16 protein-coding genes are annotated in these 22,432 nt (G+C 71.6%); 14 read left to right on the forward strand and 2 right to left on the reverse strand.

From position 1 onward, the window contains the following. Positions 1-240: 240 nt before the first annotated feature. A complete protein-coding gene (locus DVR05_RS18650) occupies positions 241-948 on the reverse strand; it encodes a DUF305 domain-containing protein (protein WP_116247201.1) in 708 nt (235 codons plus the stop codon). A gap of 281 nt (positions 949-1,229) precedes the next feature. Between DVR05_RS18650 and DVR05_RS18655 the strand changes: the two genes are divergently transcribed. The 3 genes from DVR05_RS18655 to DVR05_RS18665 all read left to right on the forward strand — a co-directional run bounded on the left by DVR05_RS18655 (position 1,230) and on the right by DVR05_RS18665 (position 5,860). Further along, complete coding sequence (locus DVR05_RS18655; RefSeq protein WP_116247202.1) at positions 1,230-2,618, forward strand: LVIVD repeat-containing protein; 1,389 nt, start codon at positions 1,230-1,232, stop codon at positions 2,616-2,618. Positions 2,619-2,753: 135 nt separating this feature from the next. After that, positions 2,754-4,163 (forward strand): LVIVD repeat-containing protein, encoded by a 1,410-nt coding sequence (locus tag DVR05_RS18660; RefSeq protein WP_116247203.1) that lies wholly within the window; start codon positions 2,754-2,756, stop codon positions 4,161-4,163. A 269-nt stretch (positions 4,164-4,432) separates the two neighbouring features. Further along, positions 4,433-5,860: an LVIVD repeat-containing protein gene (locus DVR05_RS18665; RefSeq protein WP_116247204.1), complete on the forward strand. Its 1,428-nt coding sequence runs from the start codon at positions 4,433-4,435 to the stop codon at positions 5,858-5,860. Between the two features lie 84 nt (positions 5,861-5,944). Here DVR05_RS18665 and DVR05_RS18670 read toward each other — a convergent pair whose 3' ends face one another. Next, positions 5,945-7,201 (reverse strand): hypothetical protein, encoded by a 1,257-nt coding sequence (locus tag DVR05_RS18670; protein ID WP_116247205.1) that lies wholly within the window; start codon positions 7,199-7,201, stop codon positions 5,945-5,947. A gap of 162 nt (positions 7,202-7,363) precedes the next feature. On the opposite strand from DVR05_RS18670, the gene DVR05_RS18675 reads away from it, so the two are divergent. The 11 genes from DVR05_RS18675 to DVR05_RS18725 all read left to right on the forward strand — a co-directional run bounded on the left by DVR05_RS18675 (position 7,364) and on the right by DVR05_RS18725 (position 22,166). Further along, positions 7,364-8,665, forward strand: coding sequence for a folylpolyglutamate synthase/dihydrofolate synthase family protein (locus tag DVR05_RS18675; protein ID WP_369974557.1), 1,302 nt, complete (start codon positions 7,364-7,366; stop codon positions 8,663-8,665). 30 nt (positions 8,666-8,695) lie between these two features. Beyond that, complete coding sequence (locus tag DVR05_RS18680; RefSeq protein WP_116247207.1) at positions 8,696-9,088, forward strand: DUF4233 domain-containing protein; 393 nt, start codon at positions 8,696-8,698, stop codon at positions 9,086-9,088. A gap of 166 nt (positions 9,089-9,254) precedes the next feature. Beyond that, positions 9,255-9,662: a nucleoside-diphosphate kinase gene (ndk, locus tag DVR05_RS18685; protein WP_116247208.1), complete on the forward strand. Its 408-nt coding sequence runs from the start codon at positions 9,255-9,257 to the stop codon at positions 9,660-9,662. 227 nt (positions 9,663-9,889) lie between these two features. After that, the gene (locus DVR05_RS18690) at positions 9,890-10,924 is read left to right on the forward strand and encodes a rod shape-determining protein (RefSeq protein WP_116247209.1); all 1,035 of its coding nucleotides are present in this window, start codon (positions 9,890-9,892) and stop codon (positions 10,922-10,924) included. Between the two features lies 1 nt (position 10,925). After that, the gene (mreC, locus tag DVR05_RS18695) at positions 10,926-11,825 is read left to right on the forward strand and encodes a rod shape-determining protein MreC (RefSeq protein WP_116247210.1); all 900 of its coding nucleotides are present in this window, start codon (positions 10,926-10,928) and stop codon (positions 11,823-11,825) included. Further along, positions 11,822-12,382 (forward strand): rod shape-determining protein MreD, encoded by a 561-nt coding sequence (gene mreD, locus DVR05_RS18700; protein WP_116247211.1) that lies wholly within the window; start codon positions 11,822-11,824, stop codon positions 12,380-12,382. The genes mreC and mreD overlap by 4 nt, the downstream gene beginning before the upstream one ends. A gap of 4 nt (positions 12,383-12,386) precedes the next feature. Beyond that, a complete protein-coding gene (gene mrdA, locus DVR05_RS18705) occupies positions 12,387-14,546 on the forward strand; it encodes a penicillin-binding protein 2 (RefSeq protein ID WP_116247212.1) in 2,160 nt (719 codons plus the stop codon). A 3-nt stretch (positions 14,547-14,549) separates the two neighbouring features. Then, on the forward strand, positions 14,550-15,722 hold the full coding sequence (gene rodA / locus DVR05_RS18710) for a rod shape-determining protein RodA (protein ID WP_116247213.1): 1,173 nt from the start codon (positions 14,550-14,552) through the stop codon (positions 15,720-15,722). Positions 15,723-15,784: 62 nt separating this feature from the next. Further along, the gene (locus tag DVR05_RS18715) at positions 15,785-17,725 is read left to right on the forward strand and encodes a TIGR03960 family B12-binding radical SAM protein (RefSeq protein WP_116247214.1); all 1,941 of its coding nucleotides are present in this window, start codon (positions 15,785-15,787) and stop codon (positions 17,723-17,725) included. A 495-nt stretch (positions 17,726-18,220) separates the two neighbouring features. Then, positions 18,221-19,000 carry a TIGR03936 family radical SAM-associated protein gene (locus DVR05_RS18720; RefSeq protein WP_232832216.1) on the forward strand — a complete coding sequence of 260 codons (780 nt, stop codon included), beginning with the start codon at positions 18,221-18,223 and terminating at the stop codon, positions 18,998-19,000. 157 nt (positions 19,001-19,157) lie between these two features. After that, positions 19,158-22,166 (forward strand): Rne/Rng family ribonuclease, encoded by a 3,009-nt coding sequence (locus DVR05_RS18725; RefSeq protein ID WP_116247216.1) that lies wholly within the window; start codon positions 19,158-19,160, stop codon positions 22,164-22,166. Positions 22,167-22,432 lie beyond the last annotated feature (266 nt).

Consider the following 22,432-nt stretch of genomic DNA (forward strand, 5'->3'; position numbering starts at 1 on the left):
GTGGGTCAGGTGATCATCACGCGGGAGACGGTGATCGACAACGTCAACCCCACCATCGTCCCCAGGACCCAGCGCGACGCCGGCCCCGAGGAGAAGTCCGCCTGAACCGAACTCCGATCCCCGCTCCCCCCGGGAGCGGGGATCGTCGTGTGTCACGGGGACGCCGCGGCGTCCACCCGGGGACCACCCGGCCGGTGGCCCCCGCGGTCCGCCGACGGCGACCGGTCACCGGGGGAGCGGTCAATCCTCCTGCAGGATCTGCTCCATGCGCTCGATGTCGGCGGTCTGCTCGGCGATGACGTCGTTGGCCATCCGGATCACGGTGCGGTCGTGCCCCTCGGCGAGCAGGTCCTCGGCCATGATGATCGCGCCCTCGTGGTGGGTGGTCATGAGTTCCACGAAGAGCCGGTCGAACTCGTCCCCCTCGGCCGCGGCCAGCCGCGCCATCTCCTCGTCGGAGGCCATCCCCGGCATGTCGTCGTGGTCGACCTCCAGGTCGCACCCGGGCAGGTCCTCGTCCCCGCCGCCGTGGTGGGAACCGTCGCCCTCCAGCCCGCAGAAGTTCCGGTAGGCGGGGTTGTCCCGGGCCGGACCCAGGACGTTCTCCTCCAGCCAGCTCTCCATGGCCGTGATCTCGGGGCCCTGCGCGGCCGCGATGCGGTCCGCGATGCTGTCGATCCCGTCCCGCTGGTGCCGGTCCGGGACCAGGTCGGTCATCTCCAGGGCCTGCCGGTGGTGCTCGATCATGAGCACGAGGTAGTTGACGTCGGCGGCGTTGTGGCCCTGCTCCTCGGCGAGGGCGGCGATCTGGTCGGACGTGGCGGGTGAGGACGACTCACCGGGCGCCCCGGGAGCGATGACGTTGGCCGACCCCTGTCCGTCGTCGGTGCAGGCCGAGACTCCGAGCAGTGTGAGGGCGGTTCCTGCCGCGAGTGCCAGGCGACGCACGGGTGTCCTCCAGACGGGGTTGGCGGATGGGGGTCCGCGAAGGGGCGTCAGCGCGACACCCTGCCGGTTTTCTACTCACTACGTGGGTGTCTTGTCCAGCCCCGCCGACGTGTCGGTTCCGGTTCCCGCGATCCCCGCCGAGTTCCCTGCCCAGGTCGGGGGGTGGTGGATACCGGGAGGGATGTCCGATCTCGGCGTTTCGCCTGGAGTGTGTTCTCTGCGTAGAGTATAACGCAAGGTAGTCAATTGACTGCTTTGTGTATCTGCCGGGGGTGTCTGTCATGGCCGCGTTCACACGACGAGGCGGGGTCGGTCCGGCGGGGTGGTGGGGCGCCCTCGGCGCGGGCTGCGCGCTGCTCCTGGGGACGGCGGCCCCCGGCGCGCTCGCGGACGACGCCGACGCCCCCGTCCTCGGCGGCGGCGTGGAGCACCTGGCCAACGTGCCCAAACCCGCCGCGCTGGCCGACTCCGCGGCCTACAACTCCGACCTGGCGTTCACCGGCGACTACGCCATCGGCGGCAACTACGACGGCTTCGTCGTCTACGACATCTCCGAGCCGGCCGCCCCCCGGATCGTCTCCGAGGTGCTGTGCCCCGGCGGGCAGGGCGACGTGAGCGTGAGCGGCGACCTGCTGTACTTCTCCGTCGACTACCCCAGGGCCGACGAGGAGTGCGGCTCGGCCCCGGTCTCCCCGGCGGACCCGGACGGTTTCGAGGGCATCCGGATCTTCGACATCTCCGACAAGGCCAACCCGCAGTACGTGGCGGCGGTGCGCACCGACTGCGGTTCGCACACCAACACACTGGTCCCGGGCGCGGACGGGCGGCGCGACTACGTCTACGTGTCCTCCTACTCGCCTTCGGAGGAGTTCCCCAACTGCCAGCCCCCGCACGACAGGATCACCGTCGTCGAGGTGCCCCACGACGCGCCCGAGGAGGCCGCGATCGTCAGCGAACCCGCCCTCTTCCCCGACGGCGGAGACGTGACCACCACGGGCTGCCACGACATCACCGCCTACCCTGAGCGGGGCCTGGCCGCCGCCGCGTGCCTGGGGGACGGGCTGCTCCTCGACATCTCCGACCCGGTCGCCCCGGTGGTGCTCGACCGGGTGCGCGACGAGAACTTCGCCTTCTGGCACTCGGCCACCTTCACCAACGACGCGGCCAACGTGGTCTTCACCGACGAGTTGGGTGGCGGGTCGGCGGCGGTGTGCACCGAGGAGGTCGGACCCGAGCGCGGCGCGGACGCCGTGTACTCGCTGGACCATGCGGGCGAGACGCCCACCCTGGAGTTCCGGAGCTACTACAAACTGCCACGTCACCAGTCCGAAACGGAGAACTGTGTGGCGCACAATGGGTCGCTGATCCCCGTGCCCGGCGGTGACTTCTTCGTCCAGTCCTGGTACCAGGGCGGGGTGTCGGTCATCGACCTCACCGACCCCGACCACCCGGAGGAGATCGGTCACCTCGACCGCGGCCCCTGGGACCCGAACACCCTGCGCACGGCGGGATCCTGGTCCGCCTACTACTACAACGGACACGTGTACTCGTCCAACATCCAGCGCGGTCTGGACGTGCTGCGCCTCACCGACCCGCGGTTGACGCCCGCGGCGGACGTCACACTCATGGAGTTCAACCCGCAGTCCCAGCCGTCACTTCCGGGTTCCTAGGCAGGGTGTGCAGACGGATCGGAGTGGGGGGACACAGTGTTAACGATCATGTTTCCTTTGTCTCCCCCTATACATTCCGACCTTTAACTGTGTACGTTCTTCGTGTTTCGCTCTAATCGGAACTCTGGAGTACATATGGCGTCATCCCCCCGCCCCCCTCGCGCCCGTTCCGGGCGCGGCGCCGCCGGACTCGCCCTCGCCGGAGCGGCGGCCCTCGTCACCGGACTCCTGGGCCCCTCCACCGCGCTGGCTCAGGAGACGTTCACCAGCGACGCCGAGACCAGCGACAACGTCACCCACGTGGCCAACGTCCCCAAGTCGGAGGCGATGGACGCGTTCAACTCCGACCTGGCGTTCACCGGCGACTACGCCATCGGCGGCAACTACGACGGCTTCGTCGTCTACGACATCTCCGAGCCGGAGTCGCCTCAGGTGGTCTCCGAGGTGCTGTGCCCCGGCGGGCAGGGCGACGTGAGCGTGAGCGGCGACCTGCTGTACTTCTCCGTCGACTACCCCAGGGCCGACGAGGAGTGCGGCTCGGCCCCGGTCTCCCCTGCGGACCCGGACGGCTTCGAGGGCATCCGGATCTTCGACATCTCCGACAAGGCCAACCCGCAGTACGTGGCGGCGGTGCGCACCGACTGCGGTTCGCACACCAACACCCTCGTCCCCGGCAAGGACGGCGAGCACGAGTACGTCTACGTGTCCTCCTACTCGCCCCGCAGCGCCTTCCCCAACTGCCAGCCCCCGCACGACAAGATCACCGTCATCGAGGTCCCGCTCGACGACCCGGCCTCGGCCCGGGTCCTGGACACCCCCGTGCTCTTCCCCGACGGCGGCAACGCCGGCACCTCCGGCTGCCACGACATCACGGCCTACCCGGAGGGCGACGTCGCCGCGGGCGCGTGCATGGGCGACGGCATCCTGATGGACATCTCCGACCCGGCGGCGCCGGTGGTCACCGACGTCGTCCGAGACGAGAACTTCGCGTTCTGGCACTCGGCGACCTTCACCAACCGGGGTGAGACGGTGCTGTTCACCGACGAGCTCGGCGGTGGCGGCGGTCCCACCTGCAACGAGGCTGTCGGCCCCGAGCGCGGCGCCAACGCCATCTACACGATCGGCGGCACCGACGAGGCCCCCGAGATGTCCTTCGAGGGCTACTACAAGCTCCCCCGCCACCAGGCCGACACCGAGAACTGCGTGGCGCACAACGGTTCGCTGATCCCCACCCCGGGCCGCGACTTCTTCGTCCAGTCCTGGTACCAGGGCGGCGTGTCGGTGATCGACTTCAACGACCCCACCGACGCGACCGAGATCGCCTACTTCGACCGTGACCCGATCGACGACAGCGCCCTCGTCCTGGGCGGCTCCTGGTCGGCGTACTACTACAACGGCTACGTCTACTCCTCCGACATCACTCGCGGCCTCGACGTCATCAGGCTCGAGGACCCGAGGTTCCGGGTGGCCGAGCGCGTCCGGATGGACGAGTTCAACCCGCAGTCCCAGCCGGTGTACCGGCCGGGCCGGGGCCACGGCCGCTAGGGCGTGTTCGGTGGGCGCTGCCCGTCGCACAGTGGGGCAGGCTGTCCGCGCCGACCACGCCCTGAAGCCGACGGACCTCCCGGCGGCTCCTCCTGGGGAGCCAGGGCAACGGGAGAGGGGCCGCGACCGCCACGGTCGCGGCCCCGCCGTCCGTTCCCCGACCAGGCCGTGCCCGGGGCCGACCGCCCCGGGCACGGCCCCCACCGAAGCGGGGTGACCGGCGACCGAGCCGGGAGCCCCGCGCAACCCCCGAGCGCACGAGGAGACCCATGCGCGTACCCCCCATCCACCGGTCCCGTCGCGGTCCGAGACGGTCGGCGACCCTGGCCGCGACGGCGGCGGCCTCGCTCGTCGTCGGCCTGCTGTCCCCGGCGGCGGCCCTGGCCGACACGCCGCCCGCCGACAGCATCACCAGCGACAACGTCACCCACGTGACCAACGTCCCCAAACCCGAGGCGGTCCGCAGCGTCAACTCCGACCTGGCGTTCACCGGCGACTACGCCATCGGCGGCAACTACGACGGCTTCGTCGTCTACGACATCTCCGAGCCGGAGTCGCCTCAGGTGGTCTCCGAGGTGCTGTGCCCCGGCGGGCAGGGCGACGTGAGCGTGAGCGGCGACCTGCTGTACTTCTCCGTCGACTACGCGCGGGCCGGCGACGAGTGCGGTGCCCCCGCCACCTCGACCAGCGACCCGAACGGTTTCGAGGGCATCCGGATCTTCGACATCTCCGACAAGGCCAACCCGCAGTACGTGGCGGCGGTGCCCACCGACTGCGGTTCGCACACCAACACCCTCGTCCCGAGCGAGGACGGCGAGAGCGACATCATCTACGTGTCCTCCTACTCGCCCCGCAGCGCCTTCCCCAACTGCCAGCCCCCGCACGACAAGATCACCGTCATCGAGGTCCCGCACGACGCGCCCGAGGAGGCGGCGATCGTCAACGAGCCGGTCCTGTTCCCGGACGGCGGCAACCACGACCAGGACGGTCTGCTGCTGCCGACCCAGGGCTGCCACGACATCACCGTCTACCCGGCCAAGGACCTCGCGGCCGGAGCCTGCATGGGCGACGGCATCCTGATGGACATCTCCGACCCCGTCAACCCGGTCGTCACCGCCAGGGTCACCGACCAGAACTTCGCGTTCTGGCACTCGGCGACCTTCACCAACAGCGGTGACACGGTGATGTTCGTCGACGAGCTCGGCGGCGGCGGCGCCCCCACCTGTACCGAGGAGATCGGCGGCGACCGCGGCGCCAACGCCATCTACACGATCGGGGGCGATGACGACGAGCCCACCCTGGAGTTCGCCAGCTACTTCAAGATCGAGCGCTACCAGGGCGACCAGGTGTGCGTGGCGCACAACGGTTCGCTGATCCCGGTCCCGGGCCGCGACTACTTCGTGCAGTCCTGGTACCAGGGCGGGGTGTCGGTGATCGACTTCAACGACCCGAAGCGACCGCGTGAGATCGGCTACTTCGACATGGACTCCCGTGTCGAGGACGGTGTCCAGGACAACGACACCTGGTCGACCTACTACTACAACGGCTACGTGTACTCCTCCGACATCGTGCGGGGCCTGGACGTCCTGCGCCTGGAGGACCCGAGGCTGCGCGCGGCCGAGCGGGTCGTGATGGACGAGTTCAACCCGCAGTCCCAGCCGGTGTACCGGCCGGGCCGGGGCCACGGCCGCGACTGACCGGCCGCTGACCCGAGAGGGTCCGCCGTTCGGGCCGAAGCGGGCACGGTGGGGGCCGGGGACCGCGGGTCCCCGGCCCCGACGTCAGTCCGGGGGACCGAACAACCGGTCGGTGGGCGCGTCCACGGCCTCCAGCACCCGCCCGGTGAAGTACACCGTGCCCATCGCCAGCAGGCGGTCGCCCAGCGTCGCGATCGCGGCGGGGGACAGCTCCTCGGCCCGCATCGTCCGCCAGTGCGGCGGCAGGGAGTGCTCGAACCGCAGGTGGGCCTCGGGCAGGACCACCGTCGTGACCGGCACGTCCCCCAACGCCGCGACCGCGCCAGACACGTCCTTGTGGTCGGGCAGGCAGAGCAGGACGTGGTCCACCCCGCCCCACAGGCGGCGGGCGTGCGCGAGCGCCGCCGCGACCCCCGCACCGTTGATCGCCGAGTCCACCACGATCTCGGCCGATCCGGAGCCGGGCACCCGGTGCCGGGACAGGCGCGCGGGCAGCCGGACCGTGCCCAGCACCTCGTGCAGCCGCTTGCGCGAGGGGCGCGCACGCCCCAGGACGTCCAGCATCCGCAGCGCGGCCGCCGTTCCCAGGACCCCCGAGGCCGCCGACAGCCCGGCCGGGCGCAGTTCCACCGGGGGCTCGGCGCCCTCCGCGTCGGGGTCCGCGGTCTCGGCCCTGACCCGGCCTCCGGTCGCCTCCGCCAGGGCGTCCGCCACCGCGTCGGTCACCTCGGCGGTCTGGGGCAGGGTCACCAGAGCGCGGGTGCGGTCCCCGACGACGCGGGCCTTCTCCCGGGCGATCTCGGGAATCGTGTCGCCCAGCACCCCCAGGTGCTCACCGAACACCTTGCCCAGGGCCACCACGTCCGGGCCGATCACGCGCAGCTCGTCGCGGTGTCCGCCCGCGCCCGCCTCCAGGACGCACACGTCCGCCCCGACCTCCCGCGCCCGCAGCAGCCCGGCGATGAGGAACAGGCCGCTCGGGGCCAGGTGCCCGCCGGTCTCCTCCACGGGGGGCAGGGTCAGCCTGGCGGACTCGATGCGGGCCCCCAGTGCGTCCAGCTCCGCGTCGGTCAGCGACACCCCGTCGACCCGCACCCGTTCACGGTAGGAGCGGAAGCTCGGGCCGGTGCACAGGACCGTGCGCATCCCCGCGGCCGACAGCGCGGCCGAGGCGTAGGTCGCGGTGCTGCCCTTGCCCTTGGAGCCGACCACGCCGAGGACCGGTACCGCCGTCGGATCCAGGTCCAAAGCCGCCATGAGCCGCCGGGCGCGTTCGCGGCTGCGGGTCTGTCCGGGGCGTTTGCGCGCCCACTCGGTGAAGAACGGGTCAAGGGTGTCCATGCTCTCAGTATGCTTTGCGCCGCTCGTGTTAGCGGACCGTTAATCCGGGCATGACGTGCTGGTCCGGGCGCGTACACTGGCGCCCGTGTACATCCCGACCACCGAGACGCCGTGACCGGCGTGAGCGCCGCCGAGCGCTACGCCGAGGTGACCGCCGAGATCATGTCCCGCACCCCCGAGTCCGAGATCGACCCTCGGCTCGACAGGGTCCGTACCCTGTTGGACCTCCTGGGTGATCCGCAGCGCGGATTCCGGGCCATCCACGTGACCGGCACCAACGGCAAGACGTCCACCGCCCGCATGATCGACGCGCTCATGCGCGCTCGTGGCCTGCGCGTGGGCCGCTACACCAGTCCCCACCTGCGCACGGTGCGCGAACGCATCGTCGTCGACGGCGAACCCGTCTCGCAGGAGCGGTTCGTCGAGGCCTACGACGACATCCGCCCCTACGTGGAGATGGCGGACGGGATGAACGACGCGCCCCTGTCGTTCTTCGAGCTGCTCACCGTCATGGCCTACGCCGTCTTCGCCGACACCCCGGTGGACGTGGCCGTGGTCGAGGTCGGGATGGGCGGCCGGTGGGACGCGACCAACGTCATCGACGCCGACGTCGCCGTCGTGACGCCCATCGGGATCGACCACACGGAGTACCTGCCCGACACACTGGAGGGCATCGCGGAGGAGAAGGCGGGCATCATCAAGCCCGACTCCGTCGCGATCCTGGCCCAGCAACCGCTGCCCGCCGCCGAGGTCCTCGTCCGCCACGCCGCCGAGGTCGGCGCCCGCGTGGCACGCGAGGGCCTGGAGTTCGGCGTCACCGCCCGCGACGTCGCGGTCGGTGGACAACAGGTCGCCGTCAAGGGTCTGACCGGCGGCTACGAACAGCTCTTCCTGCCGCTCTTCGGCGCCCACCAGGCCGGCAACGCCGCCGTCGCCATCGCCGCCGTGGAGGCCTTCGCCGCCACCGGTGAGGACGCCGGTGGCCTGGATCCCGAGATCGTCGGTGAGGCCCTGTCCGGGGTCGACTCCCCGGGCCGGATGGAGGTCGTGCGCACCAGCCCGACCGTGATCGCCGACGCCGCACACAACCCGGCCGGAATGACCGCGACCGTCGCCGCGGTGGAGGAGTCCTTCTCCTTCGCCAAGCTGGTCGGCGTCGTCGCGATCATGGCCGACAAGGACGTGGAGGGGATTCTGGAACCCCTCGAACCACTACTCGACGAAATCGTCGTCACCCGCAACTCCTCGCCGCGTTCCCTCGAACCGGCGCGGCTGTCCGCTCTCGCACAGCAGATCTTCGGTGAGGACCGCGTACACGTGGCTCCCCGGCTCGACGACGCCATCGACCGGGCCGTGGGCCTGGCCGAGGACGGCACCGAGTTCGGTGGAGCCGGGGTCCTGGTCACCGGTTCGGTCGTCACCGCCGGTGACGCCGTCCACCTGCTGCGGGGCGCGGGGGAGTAGCGGCGGACGGCACCACGAAGGGAACCCGCCGTGCGCGTAGTCTGCGCTGTCGTCCTGGCCTTCGAGGTCATCATCCTCGGACTGGCCATACCCGTGGCCATCAACCTCGAGGGCATCGAACCCGCCCGGGCCGTGGGGGTCTGGGGAGGGTTGGCCGTCGCCGCCCTCGTGCTCAGCGCCCTCCAGCGGTACACCTGGGCCCACTACGCGGCCTGGGTCCTCCAGGCGGCCATGCTGTTCAGTTCGTTCCTGGTGTCGGGGATGCTGCTGATCTCGGTCGTGTTCGGCTCCCTGTGGGTGGTCGGCGTCATCGTGGGCCGCAGGGTCGACGAGACGCGTGCGGCCCACGCGGCGCACGCCGAGTCCGCCCCGGAGGGGACGGAAGCGGCCGTGGGCACCGCGTCGGAGGCTCCGAGGCGGTAGTGTGGCGCAGGTCCGGGCAGGTGGCCGGTCCCTTCTCGGGGCGTGCCCCGATCGCGGCCCCGCCTCCCGTGACACCCACCCACCCCGTTCTCCGCGTGCGGCCGTCGCCGTGGGCGCCGTCGTCCACCCGTGCCACGCGGAAATCCAGTAAGGAGTTGTACCGCCCGTGGAGCGCACTCTCGTTCTCATCAAGCCGGACGGTGTCCGTCGCAACATCGTCGGCGAGGTCATCTCGCGCATCGAGCGCAAGGGCCTGAAGCTGGTCGCCATGGAGCTGCGCACGCTGGACGTCCCGACCGCGAAGACGCACTACGAGGAGCACGCCGAGCGTCCGTTCTTCGACTCGCTGGTCGAGTTCATCACCGGCGGCCCGCTCGTGGCGATGGTGGTCGAGGGCGAGCGTGCGGTCGAGGCCTTCCGCTCCCTGGCCGGCGCCACCGACCCGGTCGCCGCCGCCCCGGGCACCATCCGCGGCGACTTCGCCCTGGAGGTGCAGGCCAACATCGTGCACGGCTCGGACTCCACCTACTCCGCCGACCGCGAGATCAAGCTGTTCTTCCCCGACCTGGCCTGAGCCGGGTCCACACCGAGTGCCCGGACCGCGCGGAGACCGACGGTCCGGGCACTCGGCGTCGCCGGGCATATCGGTTTTCGTCCATGGCCAGGCAACAATTCGGTGTGTTTGCGTAACGTCGTAAGTGCGGTCCGTTACGATACGGGGGCTGGATACCGATCGTGCCGGAACGACTACCTATGGTCGCGCCGGTCAACCGCGTCCGACACGGCGCCTGAGGACGTTACATGCCGAACAACCTTGCTTTTCTCGGCCGGGACATGGCCGTCGACCTGGGAACGGCCAACACGCTCGTGTACGTGCGCGGGCGCGGCATCGTGCTGAACGAGCCGTCGGTCGTCGCCGTGAACACCTCCACGGGCAGGATCGTCGCGGTCGGCATCGAGGCCAAGCAGATGATCGGCCGGACCCCGACCAACATCACCGCGATCCGACCGCTCAAGGATGGGGTCATCGCCGACTTCGAGATCACCGAGCGGATGCTGCGCTACTTCATCCAGAAGATCCACCGGCGCCGCCACTTCGCCAAACCCCGCGTCATCGTCGCCGTCCCCAGTGGGATCACCTCCGTCGAACACCGCGCGGTCAAGGAAGCCGGGTACCAGGCGGGCGCCCGCAAGGTGTACATCATCGAGGAGCCCATGGCCGCCGCCATCGGCGCCGGGCTCCCCGTCCACGAACCGACCGGCAACATGGTCGTCGACATCGGCGGCGGCACGACCGAGGTCGCGGTCATCTCCATGGGCGGCATCGTCACCTCCCAGTCCATCCGCGTGGGCGGCGACGAGCTCGACCAGGCCATCATGACCTTCGTCAAGAAGGAGTACTCCCTGATGATCGGGGAGCGCACCGCCGAGGAGCTCAAGATGGCGATCGGCTCGGCCTACCCCACGGGGGCCGAGGAGCTCCAGGCCGAGGTGCGCGGGCGCGACCTCATCAGCGGCCTGCCCAAGACCATCGTCCTGTCCGAGACCGACGTCCGCCAGGCGATCGAGGAACCGGTCACCGCGATCATCGACGCCGTCCGCACCAGCCTCGACAAGTGCCCGCCCGAGCTGTCCGGCGACATCATGGACCGGGGCGTGGCCGTCACCGGCGGCGGGGCCCTGCTCCGCGGGCTGGACGACCGCCTGCTGCACGAGACCGGCATGCCCATCCACGTCGCCGACAACGCGCTCGACTCCGTGGCCATCGGGTCGGGCACCTGCGTGGAGAACTACGAGCGCCTGCACCAGGTCCTGGTCCCCGAACGGCGGCGGTGACATGTTCCGCGACTCACCCAGGTCCCGGCTCGTCCTCGCCGTCCTCGTGGTGGCGGCCGTGGCCCTCCTCGTCCTGGACTCCCGCCCCGGACCGGACCCGGTCACCTCGGCCGGACGCGCCGCGGGCGAGTACGTCTTCACCCCGGCCGCCGCCGGCGTGGGCTGGGCCGCCGGGCCCGCCGTGTCCCTCTACGACGGTCTGCGCCAGGCCCCGCACGCGGCCGAACGCATCGCCGAGCTGGAGGCGGCCAACGCGGAACTCCAGGCCCGGCTCCAGGCGACCGCCAACGACGGCGAGCGCGCCGACCAGCTCGCCGAACTCCTCCACCTGTCCGGGCTCGGCGGATACGAGATCGTCCCCGCCCAGGCCGTCACCCGCGTCACCGCGCGCGGCCTCGCCCACACGGTGACCCTGGACGTGGGCACGGACTCCGGGGTCCGGCCCGACATGACGGTGGTCAACGGGCACGGACTCGTGGGGCGTGTCGTCGAGGCCGGAGCGAGCACCTCCACGGTCGTCCTGGCCACCGACGTCGCCTCGGCCGTCGGAGCGCGGCTGGAGGACACCCGCAAGATCGGCGTCGTCCGGGGCGGCACGGTCCCGGGCGGCCCCGACGCCGAGCTCACCCTGGAGCTGTTCGACATGGAGGCCCCGGTGGAGGCCGGGGACCGCGTCGTCACGCTCGGCTCGCACGAGGGCGCCCCCTTCGTCCCCGGTGTCCCCATCGGCACCGTCGAGGAGGTCCAGTCCGCGCCGGGCGCGCTGAGCCGACTCGCCCGTCTCGCCCCCGCCGTCGACTTCTCCGCGCTCGATCTGGTGGGGGTGGTGGTCGCGGGCCCGGCCGAGGATCCGCGCGACTCCGTCCTTCCGCCCCGACCCGAACCCGAGGGGGACCGATGAGATCAGCGGCGACCCTGGTCATCGTGGCCGTCGCGGTGCTCGTCCAGGCCACCGCCGTCAACCGGGTCCAGTTCGACTGGGGGCCCGGCCCCGACCTGGTGGTCGCCGCCCTGGTCGCGGTGGCCCTGACCGCCACCCCCGCCGCGGCGGCGGGCGCGGGCTTCGCCGCCGGTCTGGCGATGGACCTGCTCCCGCCCGCCGAACACCCGGTGGGCCGGTACGCGCTCGTGCTGTGCGTCGCCGCCTACCTGGTCGCCCTGCTGCGCGCCAACACCGGATCCCCGGGGGCGGTGGGTTCCCCGCCGTCGGCGTGGACCGGTATCGGGACCACCGCGGCCGTGTCGTTGGGCGTCGGCCTGGGGTACGCGGCCGTGGGGCTGGTGATGGGCGACCCGCGCGTGTCCCTCGGCGCGACGACGGCCGCCGTGGGCGTGGGCACGCTCCTGACGACACTCGTCTCCCCACTGGTCACGGTGCCCCTGCTGTGGGTCCGCAACGCGTTCACCGAAAGCGAGTTCGCCACCATCCAGGGGCCGACCGGCCTGGGAGGGTGGTGACCCCGTGCGCAGACCACCGGTGGACCCCTCCCAGCCCGGCCGCAAGCTCGGCACGACGGGCATCGTCCTCGTCCAGATCCTGGTCGTGGCGCTGTTCGCGCTGCTGGGGGTGCGTCTGTGGTACCTCCAGGTGCCCAGGGGCGAGCACTACCGCGAACTCGCCGTGTCCAACCACCACCAGCGGCTGGTCGTCCCCGCCACCCGGGGCCAGATCCTCGACGCCAGGGGCCGTCCCCTGGTGAGCAACCGGACCGAGCTGGTCGTGTCCGCCGACTACCACGAGCTCACCGGTATGGACGACGGCGGCGAGGCCGTCCTGTCCGACCTGTCCGAGGTGCTCGACGTCCCGCTGGAGGAGCTCCAGCAGCGGATGCGCCTGTGCGGCCCCGACGTCCAGCGCCCCTGCTGGCCGGGGTCGCCCTACCAGCCGGTCACCCTGGCCGAGGGCGTCGACGCGCCCGTCGCGCTGCACATCATGGAGCGGGCGGACGAGTTCCCCGGGATCACCGCCCAGGCGCACGCCATCCGCGAGTACCCGGGCGGCGCGCTCGCCGGGCAGGTGCTGGGCTACCTCCAGCCGGTCACCCAGGAGGAGCTGGAGGCCCGCGAGGATCTGCGCACGCAGTTCACCGGAATCGACCACGTGGGCCGCGACGGGTTGGAGAAGGTCTACGACTCGCGGCTGCGCGGGACCGCCGGTCTGCGCACGCTCGGCGTGAACAACCACGGCCAGGTGATGGAGGTGATCTCCGACCGGCCGCCCGAACCCGGGATGCACCTGGTCACCCACCTCGACCTGGAGGTCCAGCGGATCGCCGAGGAGGCCCTCGCCCGGGGGATGGCCGCGGCCCGGCCGCGCTACAAGGCCGACGCCGGCGCCGCCGTCGTCTTGGACGTGCGCACCGGCGGCGTCGTGGCGCTGGCCAGTGTGCCGACCTACGACCCCAGCGTCTGGCAGGGCGGGATCGACCAGGAGACCTTCGACGAGATGCTCAGCGAGGAGGCGGGCGAGCCCCTGCTCTCCCGGGCGATCCAGGGCCAGTACCCGCCGGGTTCGACGTTCAAGGTGTCGTCGCTGTCGGCCGCCGCCGAGAACGGGTACTCACTGCGCAGCACCTACGCCTGTCCCGGATCGGTCAACATCGGCGGGCAGAGCTTCTCCAACTACGCGGGGCAGGGTCATGGGTCGATCACGCTGCACCGGGCGATCGTGGTCTCCTGCAACACCGTCTTCTACAACTTCGGCTACCAGATGTGGCTGAGCGACGGCGGGCTGCACCCCGAGGGCGAGCCGGAGGAGGCCATGGCCAACATGGCCCGCGGCTACGGCTTCGGGTCGCCGACGGGGATCGACCTGCCCTACGAGACGAGCGGGCGCATCCCCGACCGCGAGTGGAAGCGCACGTTCTGGGAGGCCACCCGGGAAACCAACTGCCACCGCGCCGAGCACGGCTACCCGGACGTGGCCGAGACCGACCCCTCGCACGCGGCCTACCTCAAGCGCCTCGCCCACGAGCACTGCGTGGAGGGCTTCGAGTGGCGCGCGGGCGAGGCGGTCAACTTCGCCATCGGCCAGGGCGACGTGCTGGTCAGCCCCCTGCAACTGGCCAACGCCTACGCGGCCATCGCCAACGGCGGCACCCGGTACGAGCCGCGTGTGGGCAAGGCGTTCATCTCCGCCGACGGTTCGGTCGTGGAGGAGATCGAGCCGGTCGTGGCCGGGCGTCTGCCCGTCAGCGACGAGACCCTGAGCTACCTCCAGGCGGCACTGACCGAGGTGCCCAAGGCGGGTACCGCGAGCGGCGCCTTCGGCGGTTTCCCGCAGGACCGGGTGTCCATCGCGGGCAAGACCGGCAGTGCCGACGTCGTGGGACGCCAGGTGTCCTCGTGGTTCGCCTCCTACGCCCCCGCCGACGACCCGCAGTTCGCCATCGTCGTGCTGGTCTCCCAGGGCGGTACCGGTGGCGCGACCGCCGCGCCCATCGCCCGGGAGATCTACGAGGGGATCTACGGTTTCTCCGGCGAGGGCGCAGAGGAGGCGGACGCGGAGGACGCCGAGGACGACGACGGGGGCCGCACCGAACCCGCGCTGCCCGGCGGCGCCCCCTGGGAGGGCCTGCCCACGGTCCGCCCCGACGGTTCCATCGACCTCCTGGACCGGTGAGCGATGAGCACACACGTGGGTCTGCCCGGCCCCTCCCGGGCCCGGATCGGCCGATCCGCGGCGGGCGCCGCGCGCCGCCTGGACCGGACGCTGATCGGCGCCGTGCTGGCGCTGTGCGTGATCGGTTCGCTGCTGGTGTGGTCGGCGACCCTGCCCGGTGACGGCAGCGGTCCGCTGGAGGCCACCGGGCACGTGCGCCGCCACCTGGCCCACCTCGCGGTGGCCTGGGTGCTGTGTCTGGCGGTGGCCTCGGTCGACTACCGGTCCGTGCGCGCCTACGCGCACCTGGTCTACGGCGCCACGGTGATCGCGCTGATCCTGGTGCTGACGCCCCTGGGCGCGGTGATCAACGGGTCGCGCGGCTGGATCGTGATCGGCGGGTTCCAGTTCCAGCCCAGTGAGCTGGCCAAGGTCGGCCTGGTGCTCATGCTGGCCACGCTCCTGGGGGAGCCCCGCGACGGCGAGACCAAGCCGATGACCCGGGACGTGCTGTACGCCCTGCTGGTGCTCGCCCTGCCGCTCACACTGGTGCTGTTGCAGCCCGACCTGGGGACCACGCTCGTGTTCGGCGTGATCTTCCTGGGGGTGCTCACGATGTCGGGGGCCCCGATCGTGTGGGTGGCGGGCATGCTGGCGTGCGGGGTGGCGGCCGGGTTCGCGGTCTGGTGGTTCGACCTGTTGGAGCCCTACCAGCTGGACCGGCTGGCCACGCTGGTGGATCCGGCGGCGGACCCGCAGGGGGCGGGGTACAACTCGGCCCAGGCGCTGATCGCCGTGGGTTCGGGCGGGTTCGACGGCACCGGCCTGTTCCAGGGGGAGCAGACGCACGGGCGGTTCGTGCCCGAACAGCACACGGACTTCATCTTCACGGTGGCCGGCGAGGAGCTCGGGTTCGTGGGGGCCGGGGCGATGGTCGCGCTGTTCACCGTGGTGTTCTGGCGGATCCTGCGGATCGCCCAGGGGTGCGACCAGCCCTACCCGCGCCTGCTGTGCGTGGGGGTGGCCGCGTGGTTCGCCTTCCAGAGCTTCATCAACATCGGGATGGGGCTCGGGATCGTCCCCGTCACGGGCCTGCCGCTGCCGTTCGTCTCCTACGGCGGCACCGCCATCGTCGCCAACCTCGTGGCGCTCGGCCTGGTCCTGGCCGTGAGCTCGCGGGACCGCGGGTTCGAGTGATCCGCTCCGTGCGTCGGTAACCTGGAGAAACCGCACGTCCATCATCGACCGAAGGTCTCGCCATGTCCGTCGAAAGCGTCTTCCCGCTGCTGGAGCCCCTGCTCGCGAAGGTGAGCAAACCCATCCAGTACGTCGGGGGCGAACTCAACTCCGTGGTCAAGGAGTGGGACGACACCTCGGTGCGTTGGGCGCTGATGTACCCGGACGCCTACGAGGTCGGGGTGCCCAACCAGGGGGTGCAGATCCTCTACGAGATCCTCAACGAGCGTGAGGGGGTGCTGGCCGAGCGCGCGTACGCGGTCTGGCCGGACCTGGAGGCGCTGATGCGCGAGCACGGCGTCCCGCACTTCACCGTGGACGCCCACCGTCCGGTGTCGGCGTTCGACGTGCTGGGGGTGAGCTTCGCCAGCGAGATGGGGTACACCAACCTGCTCACGGCGCTGGATCTGGCGGGCGTCCCGCTGTGCTCCGCGGACCGGGGCGAGGGGCACCCGATCGTGCTGGGGGGCGGTCACTCGGCCTTCAACCCGGAGCCGATCGCGGACTTCCTGGACGCCGCGGTGCTGGGCGACGGGGAGGAGGTCGCGCTCGCGATCACCGAGATCATCCGGGAGTTCAAGGAGGAGGGCGAGCCCGGCGGGCGTGACGCGCTCCTCCTCCGGCTGGCCGCGACGGGCGGGGTGTACGTGCCGCGCTTCTACGACGTGGCCTACCACGACGACGGCCGGATCGCCGCCTACACGCCCAACCGTCCCGGGGTGCCGGGCACGGTGCACAAGCACACCGTGATGGACCTGGACCGGTGGCCCTACCCCAAGAAGCCCATCGTGCCGACCGCCGAGTCGGTGCACGAGCGCTACAGCGTGGAGATCTTCCGCGGGTGCACCCGGGGCTGCCGGTTCTGCCAGGCGGGGATGATCACCCGCCCGGTACGCGAGCGCAACCGGGAGACCGTCACGAGGATGGTCGACGAGGGGGTGAAGGCCACCGGCTTCCAGGAGGTCGGCCTGCTGTCCCTGTCGAGCGCCGACCACAGCCAGATCGGTGACATCGCCAAGGGGCTGGCCGACCGCTACGAGGGCACCAACACGGGGCTGTCCCTGCCCTCCACGCGCGTGGACGCCTTCAACATCGAGCTGGCGGACGAGCTGACCCGGAACGGGCGCCGTTCGGGTCTGACCTTCGCCCCCGAGGGCGGCAGCGAGCGGATGCGCCGGGTGATCAACAAGATGGTCACCGAGGAGGACCTCATCCGCACGGTGACCGCCGCCTACGCGGCCGGGTGGCGCCAGGTGAAGCTGTACTTCATGTGCGGGCTGCCCACCGAGGAGGACGAGGACGTCCTGGCCATCGCCGACCTGGCCACCGCGGTGATCCGCACCGGCCGTGAGGTGACCGGGCGCAGGGACATCCGGTGCACGGTGTCCATCGGCGGGTTCGTGCCCAAGCCGCAGACCCCGTTCCAGTGGGCGGGACAGACTCCGCACGAGGTGGTCGACGCGCGCCTGCGCAAGCTGCGCGACCGGCTCCGGGGCGACCGCAGGTACGGAAAGTCCATCGGGCTGCGCTACCACGAGGGGCGGCCGTCGATCATCGAGGGGCTGCTCTCGCGCGGCGACCGCCGCGTGGGCCGGGTCGTGGAGGAGGTGTGGCGCGCGGGCGGCCGGTTCGACGGCTGGAGCGAGCACTTCTCCTACGACCGCTGGGTCGAGGCGGCGAAGACCGCGCTCGCCGACACACCGGTGGACCTGGACTGGTACACCGTCCGCGAGCGCGACGAGGACGAGGTCCTGCCGTGGGACCACCTCGACGCGGGGCTGGACCGCTCGTGGCTGTGGCAGGACTGGCAGGACTCGCTGCACGGGGAGGAGTCGGTCGAGGTCGACGACTGCCGGTGGAACCCCTGCTACGACTGCGGTGTGTGCCCGAGCATGGGCACGGAGATCCAGATCAACGCTCCCGCGGACGGCCGTCCGCTGCTCCCGCTCACCGTGAAGACGTGACTGCCGGGGGCGGTCCGGCATCCGTGCGTGACCGTCCAGTAGGATGCGCGCTCCGAGAGCTCTACCCCGTGGGGGAGCTCTCCGGAAGGAAGGAGTACGGCCCGGCGCCCCGCTCGCGCCGGGCCGTACGTGTAGTAGGACTCGCGGGGTGGGCGCGGGGTTGCCATCGGATCCGGATTTTCTCCGGATTTTTTTTCGGGCCCTCCGCGTTCTGGTGGTGAATGCCGGTTCGCTCTCCGCCCGGATGGCATCGGGACTTTTCGACCGCAGGTCAGTGGGGGAGATACCGGTATGCGTGGTCCTGTTGGCGCATGTGCACCACCGCGCACCGTACGCTGAACAGGACTGAGGAACAGCCCCTTCAGGTCGCAGGCCGACCCCACCGGGGGCATGAGGAAAGGAGTTGAGCTGCCCCCCGCATCCGAGGGCACCACCTCACCCTCCACCACCAGACCCGGCCAACGGCTCCGTGTCCGCTACGCCAAGCGGGGCCGGATGAGATTCGCCAGTCACCGCGACATCGCCCGGGCGTTGGAGCGCGCTCTGCGCAGGGCGGACGTGCCGGTCGCGTTCTCCGCGGGCTTCTCGCCGCACCCGAAGGTCTCCTACGCCGGTGCGGCCCCCACCGGGGTCGCCAGTGAGGCGGAGTACCTCGAACTGACCCTGGCCGAGGAGCGCGACCCCGAGCAGGTCAGAGCCGATATCGACGCGGCCATGCCCGAGGGCGTGGACGTCGTCGAGGTCGTCGAGGCCCACGGCTCCGGGATCGCCGACCGGCTCCAGGCCTCCGAGTGGCGGGTGGAGCTGGCGGGCGTCGACCCCGACGCGGCCGCTGCGGCGGCGAGCGCCTTCCTGGCCGCCGACAGTGTCGAGGTGGAACGGATGACGAAGAAGGGCCGACGCCGGTTCGACACACGCCCGGCGGTGGTCCGACTCGACGTGGTCGGCGTGCCCGACGGGCGCGCCCCAGGGGAACAACACGCGACATATGCCATACTTCGAATGGTCGTTCGGCACACGACACCTGCCGTTCGACCGGACGACGTGCTGACCGGCCTGCGTCTCGTGGCCGACCTCGCGCCGCCGTCATCACCGTTGATGACCCGGCTGGCGCAGGGGCCACTGGACGAGACGACAGGTGCGATCGCGGACCCGCTCACCGCGGACCGGCCCGACGCCCACACCACCGTGGGCACCGGATCCGTGGGCCAAGGTGACGAGCGGAGCGAGAACGCACCACGGCCGTCGGCGCCCATGACGGGACCGCGCCCATGAGCGGCCCCAGGTGGGGTACATGGGCGCGACCACAGGACTTTGCCCCGGCGACACTCCGGTGCCGCCGGCGCTGACACAGCGACGACAGTTCTCGTGAGCCGCGCCGCCGACCGAGAGGTCGCGGCGCGCCCGGGGACTTTGACGGGAGACCGCCCGGATGCTCGACAACGAGCCCACGAACGGCGCCGAGGGCGCCGCGGGTACAACTGAAACAACCGACGCCAAGGCGGCGACGCCCCCTCCGGGGGACGGCGAGGTGCGGGTGACCACACCCGCGTCCGCCAAGGGCGCACGCCGCGCCGCTGGACCACCCCCCGAACCTGACGACACCACCGCCGCCCCCTCCCGGCCGGTGACCACCCTCGCCGGGTCCGGTGAGGTGGGCACGGTCAAGACCGCGGTGGCCGCCGCCCCGCGCAGGCGCACCGTACGCGCCGCGGGCAGCCCCGCCGAGGAGGCGCCCGCGAGCCGTGAGCGCCCCGCCGCCACGACCGCCGCGAGGAAGGGCGCCGAGGCCGCCACGGCCGAGGAACCCCGGACCACCGGGCGCAGGACCACCGGGCGCAGGGCCGCCGAGTCCGCCACGCAGACGCAGACGCAGACGCAGACGCAGGCCCCGGAGCCGGAGGAGACCGAGGCCGCCCCGGTCGAGGAGGCCACCGGCACCGCCGTCTTCCAGTCGCCCCCCGTGCTCTTCCAGCCGCCGGTCGCCCAGCGGGGCGCGCCCGCGCGGGCCGAGTCGGCCGGAGCCGGGACGGCGGAGGACGAGGAGGCCGCCGAGGAGACGGGCTCCCGGACCGAGGAGTCCGCCGAGTCCGCGGAGGCCGCCGACACCTCCGAGGAGCGACCGAGTCGCCGTCGCCGCCGTCGTGGCGGCCGGGGCCGGGGCCGCTCGCGCACCGGCGAGGAGGCCGGCGGCGAGCCCCAGGAGACGGCGGAGCGCACGGACGAGGAAGCGCGGGGCGAGGGCGCGAAGGCCGCGGAGGAGACCACCGAGGCCGCGCCCGAGCAGCCCGCCGCCGCGGAGGAGGGTGAGCGCGGCAGCCGCCGCCGGCGCCGCCGACGCCGCAGGGCCGGCACCGCTGCCGGAACCGCCGTCGACACCACCACCGACGACCCGCCCAACACCGTGGTCAAGGTGCGCGAGCCGCGCCAGGAGAAGCCGATCGAGGACGAGGTCCAGGCGGTTCGCGGCTCCACCCGGCTGGAGGCCAAGAAACAGCGCCGTCGCGAGGGCCGTGAGCAGGGCCGTCGCCGCGCCCCGATCGTCACCGAGTCGGAGTTCCTCGCACGCCGCGAGTCGGTCAAGCGCGACCTCGTGATCCGTCGCAACGGCGACCGCACCCAGATCGCGGTGCTGGAGGACGACGTCCTCGTCGAGCACTACGTCGACCGGTCCACCCACCGCTCCTACGTGGGCAACGTCTACCTGGGCCGCGTGCAGAACGTCCTGCCGTCCATGGAGGCCGCCTTCGTCGACATCGGCAAGGGCCGCAACGCCGTCCTGTACGCGGGCGAGGTCAACTGGGACTCCTTCGGCCTGGACGGCCAGCCCAAGCGCATCGAGTCGGTCCTCAAGTCGGGCCAGTCGGTCCTGGTGCAGGTCACCAAGGACCCGATCGCGCACAAGGGCGCCCGGCTGACCAGCCAGATCAGCCTGCCCGGCCGTTACCTGGTGTACGTGCCCGGCGGCTCCATGACCGGGATCAGCCGCAAGCTCCCGGACAAGGAGCGCGCGCGCCTCAAGCAGATCCTCAAGAAGGTCATGCCGTCCGGCGCGGGTGTGATCGTGCGCACCGCCGCGGAGGGGGCCAGCGAGGAGGAGCTGGAGCGCGACATCTCGCGTCTGGCCAACCAGTGGGAGTCCATCAAGCGCAAGTCGAAGTCGGCGAGCGCCCCGTCGCTGCTCAACAGCGAGCCCGACCTCACGGTGCGGGTCGTGCGGGACGTGTTCAACGAGGACTTCTCCAGCCTGGTCGTCTCCGGTGAGGAGGCGTGGGACACCGTCCACGAGTACGTGGACTACGTGGCGCCCAACCTGTCCGAGCGGCTCTCCCACTGGACCGAGGACCGCGACGTCTTCGCCGCCTACCGGATCGACGAGCAGATCAACAAGGCCCTGGAACGCAAGGTGTGGCTGCCCAGCGGCGGGTCGCTGATCATCGAGCGCACCGAGGCCATGACCGTGGTCGACGTCAACACCGGCAAGTTCACCGGTCAGGGCGGCAACCTCGAGGAGACGGTCACCAAGAACAACCTGGAGGCCGCGGAGGAGATCGTCCGCCAGCTCCGGCTGCGCGACATCGGCGGCATCATCGTGATCGACTTCATCGACATGGTGCTGGAGTCCAACCGCGACCTCGTGCTGCGCCGCATGCTGGAGTGCCTGTCCAGGGACCGCACCAAGCACCAGGTGGCCGAGGTCACCTCGCTCGGCCTGGTGCAGATGACCCGCAAGCGGGTCGGTCAGGGGCTCCTGGAGGCCTTCTCGCACTCGTGCGACCACTGCAACGGCCGCGGCCTGGTGCTGTCCACCGAGCCGGTGGAGGGCAAGGGCGGCAACAGCGGCCGCAAGAAGAAGAAGGGCAAGGCCGAGGCGGACCAGCCCTCGGACAAGGTCGAGAAGGCCGACAAGTCCGAGAAGCAGGAGAAGGCGGACAAGCAGGACAAGGCCGATCGGAAGAAGGCCGACCGGGCGGAGAAGGCGGCGGCTGAGAAGGCCGAGAAAACCGAGGCCGCCGAGGAGCCCGCCGCGCCCGCCGCAGAGGAGGGCGAGGCCGCCGAGAAGCCCGCGAAGCGGACCCGGAAGCGGACCACCCGCGCCCGCAAGGCCGCGGAGGAGCCGACCGGGGACGAGGCCGGCGACGGACGGCGAACGGCCGAGGAGGCCGCCGGGGCCGCGGAGACGGCCGAACCAGCCGCTCCGGAGGCCGCCGAGCCGACCGGGGACGAGCCCGAGGCGCCGGTGAAGAAGACCCGGACCAGGCGGACCACGACGCGCCGGACCGCCCGGGCGGCGTCCGAGACGCCCGCCGAGGACACGGCCCCGGAGCCGGAGGCACCCGCCGCCGGTACCGAGGACGAGGCGGCGGAACGCCCGAAGCGCCGCCGAACCCGGCGCACCAAGGCGGCGGCCACCCCGCCGACCGCGGTGGAGGCCGGTTAGATCACCGGTCGCGTCCGTCCCCCGTGGCCCGGGCCACGGGGGACGGACGCGTGCTGTGGATCGCCTGTGCGGTCACCCCCAGGGGGCTGTGGTTCGGGCGACGTGCGGGCCGAAGCGGAGCGGAAGGTCCGAAACACACCGGCTGTGCAGCCCCGCGGTGGGGCAGTGGTAATCTGATGGGCGGTGCGTCGGCGCGCTCCGTGTGATCACGCGCCCCGACACCGAAGTGCTCTCCACGCAGGGTTTGTTTCCCTCAGATCCCCGCG

The sequence above is a fragment of the Nocardiopsis sp. FIRDI 009 genome, from assembly GCF_003386285.1.
Lineage (GTDB): Bacteria > Actinomycetota > Actinomycetes > Streptosporangiales > Streptosporangiaceae > Nocardiopsis.

Excerpts from the sequence above, each read along its gene's own strand:
- DVR05_RS18655 (WP_116247202.1), top strand. The coding sequence starts at position 1,230 with ATGGCCGCGTTCACACGACGAGGCGGGGTCGGTCCGGCGGGGTGGTGG.
- DVR05_RS18660 (WP_116247203.1), top strand. The coding sequence starts at position 2,754 with ATGGCGTCATCCCCCCGCCCCCCTCGCGCCCGTTCCGGGCGCGGCGCC.
- DVR05_RS18665 (WP_116247204.1), top strand. The coding sequence starts at position 4,433 with ATGCGCGTACCCCCCATCCACCGGTCCCGTCGCGGTCCGAGACGGTCG.
- DVR05_RS18670 (WP_116247205.1), bottom strand. The coding sequence starts at position 7,201 with ATGGACACCCTTGACCCGTTCTTCACCGAGTGGGCGCGCAAACGCCCC.
- DVR05_RS18675 (WP_369974557.1), top strand. The coding sequence starts at position 7,364 with ATGTCCCGCACCCCCGAGTCCGAGATCGACCCTCGGCTCGACAGGGTC.
- DVR05_RS18690 (WP_116247209.1), top strand. The coding sequence starts at position 9,890 with ATGCCGAACAACCTTGCTTTTCTCGGCCGGGACATGGCCGTCGACCTG.
- mreC (WP_116247210.1), top strand. The coding sequence starts at position 10,926 with ATGTTCCGCGACTCACCCAGGTCCCGGCTCGTCCTCGCCGTCCTCGTG.
- mreD (WP_116247211.1), top strand. The coding sequence starts at position 11,822 with ATGAGATCAGCGGCGACCCTGGTCATCGTGGCCGTCGCGGTGCTCGTC.
- rodA (WP_116247213.1), top strand. The coding sequence starts at position 14,550 with ATGAGCACACACGTGGGTCTGCCCGGCCCCTCCCGGGCCCGGATCGGC.
- DVR05_RS18715 (WP_116247214.1), top strand. The coding sequence starts at position 15,785 with ATGTCCGTCGAAAGCGTCTTCCCGCTGCTGGAGCCCCTGCTCGCGAAG.
- DVR05_RS18720 (WP_232832216.1), top strand. The coding sequence starts at position 18,221 with ATGAGATTCGCCAGTCACCGCGACATCGCCCGGGCGTTGGAGCGCGCT.
- DVR05_RS18725 (WP_116247216.1), top strand. The coding sequence starts at position 19,158 with ATGCTCGACAACGAGCCCACGAACGGCGCCGAGGGCGCCGCGGGTACA.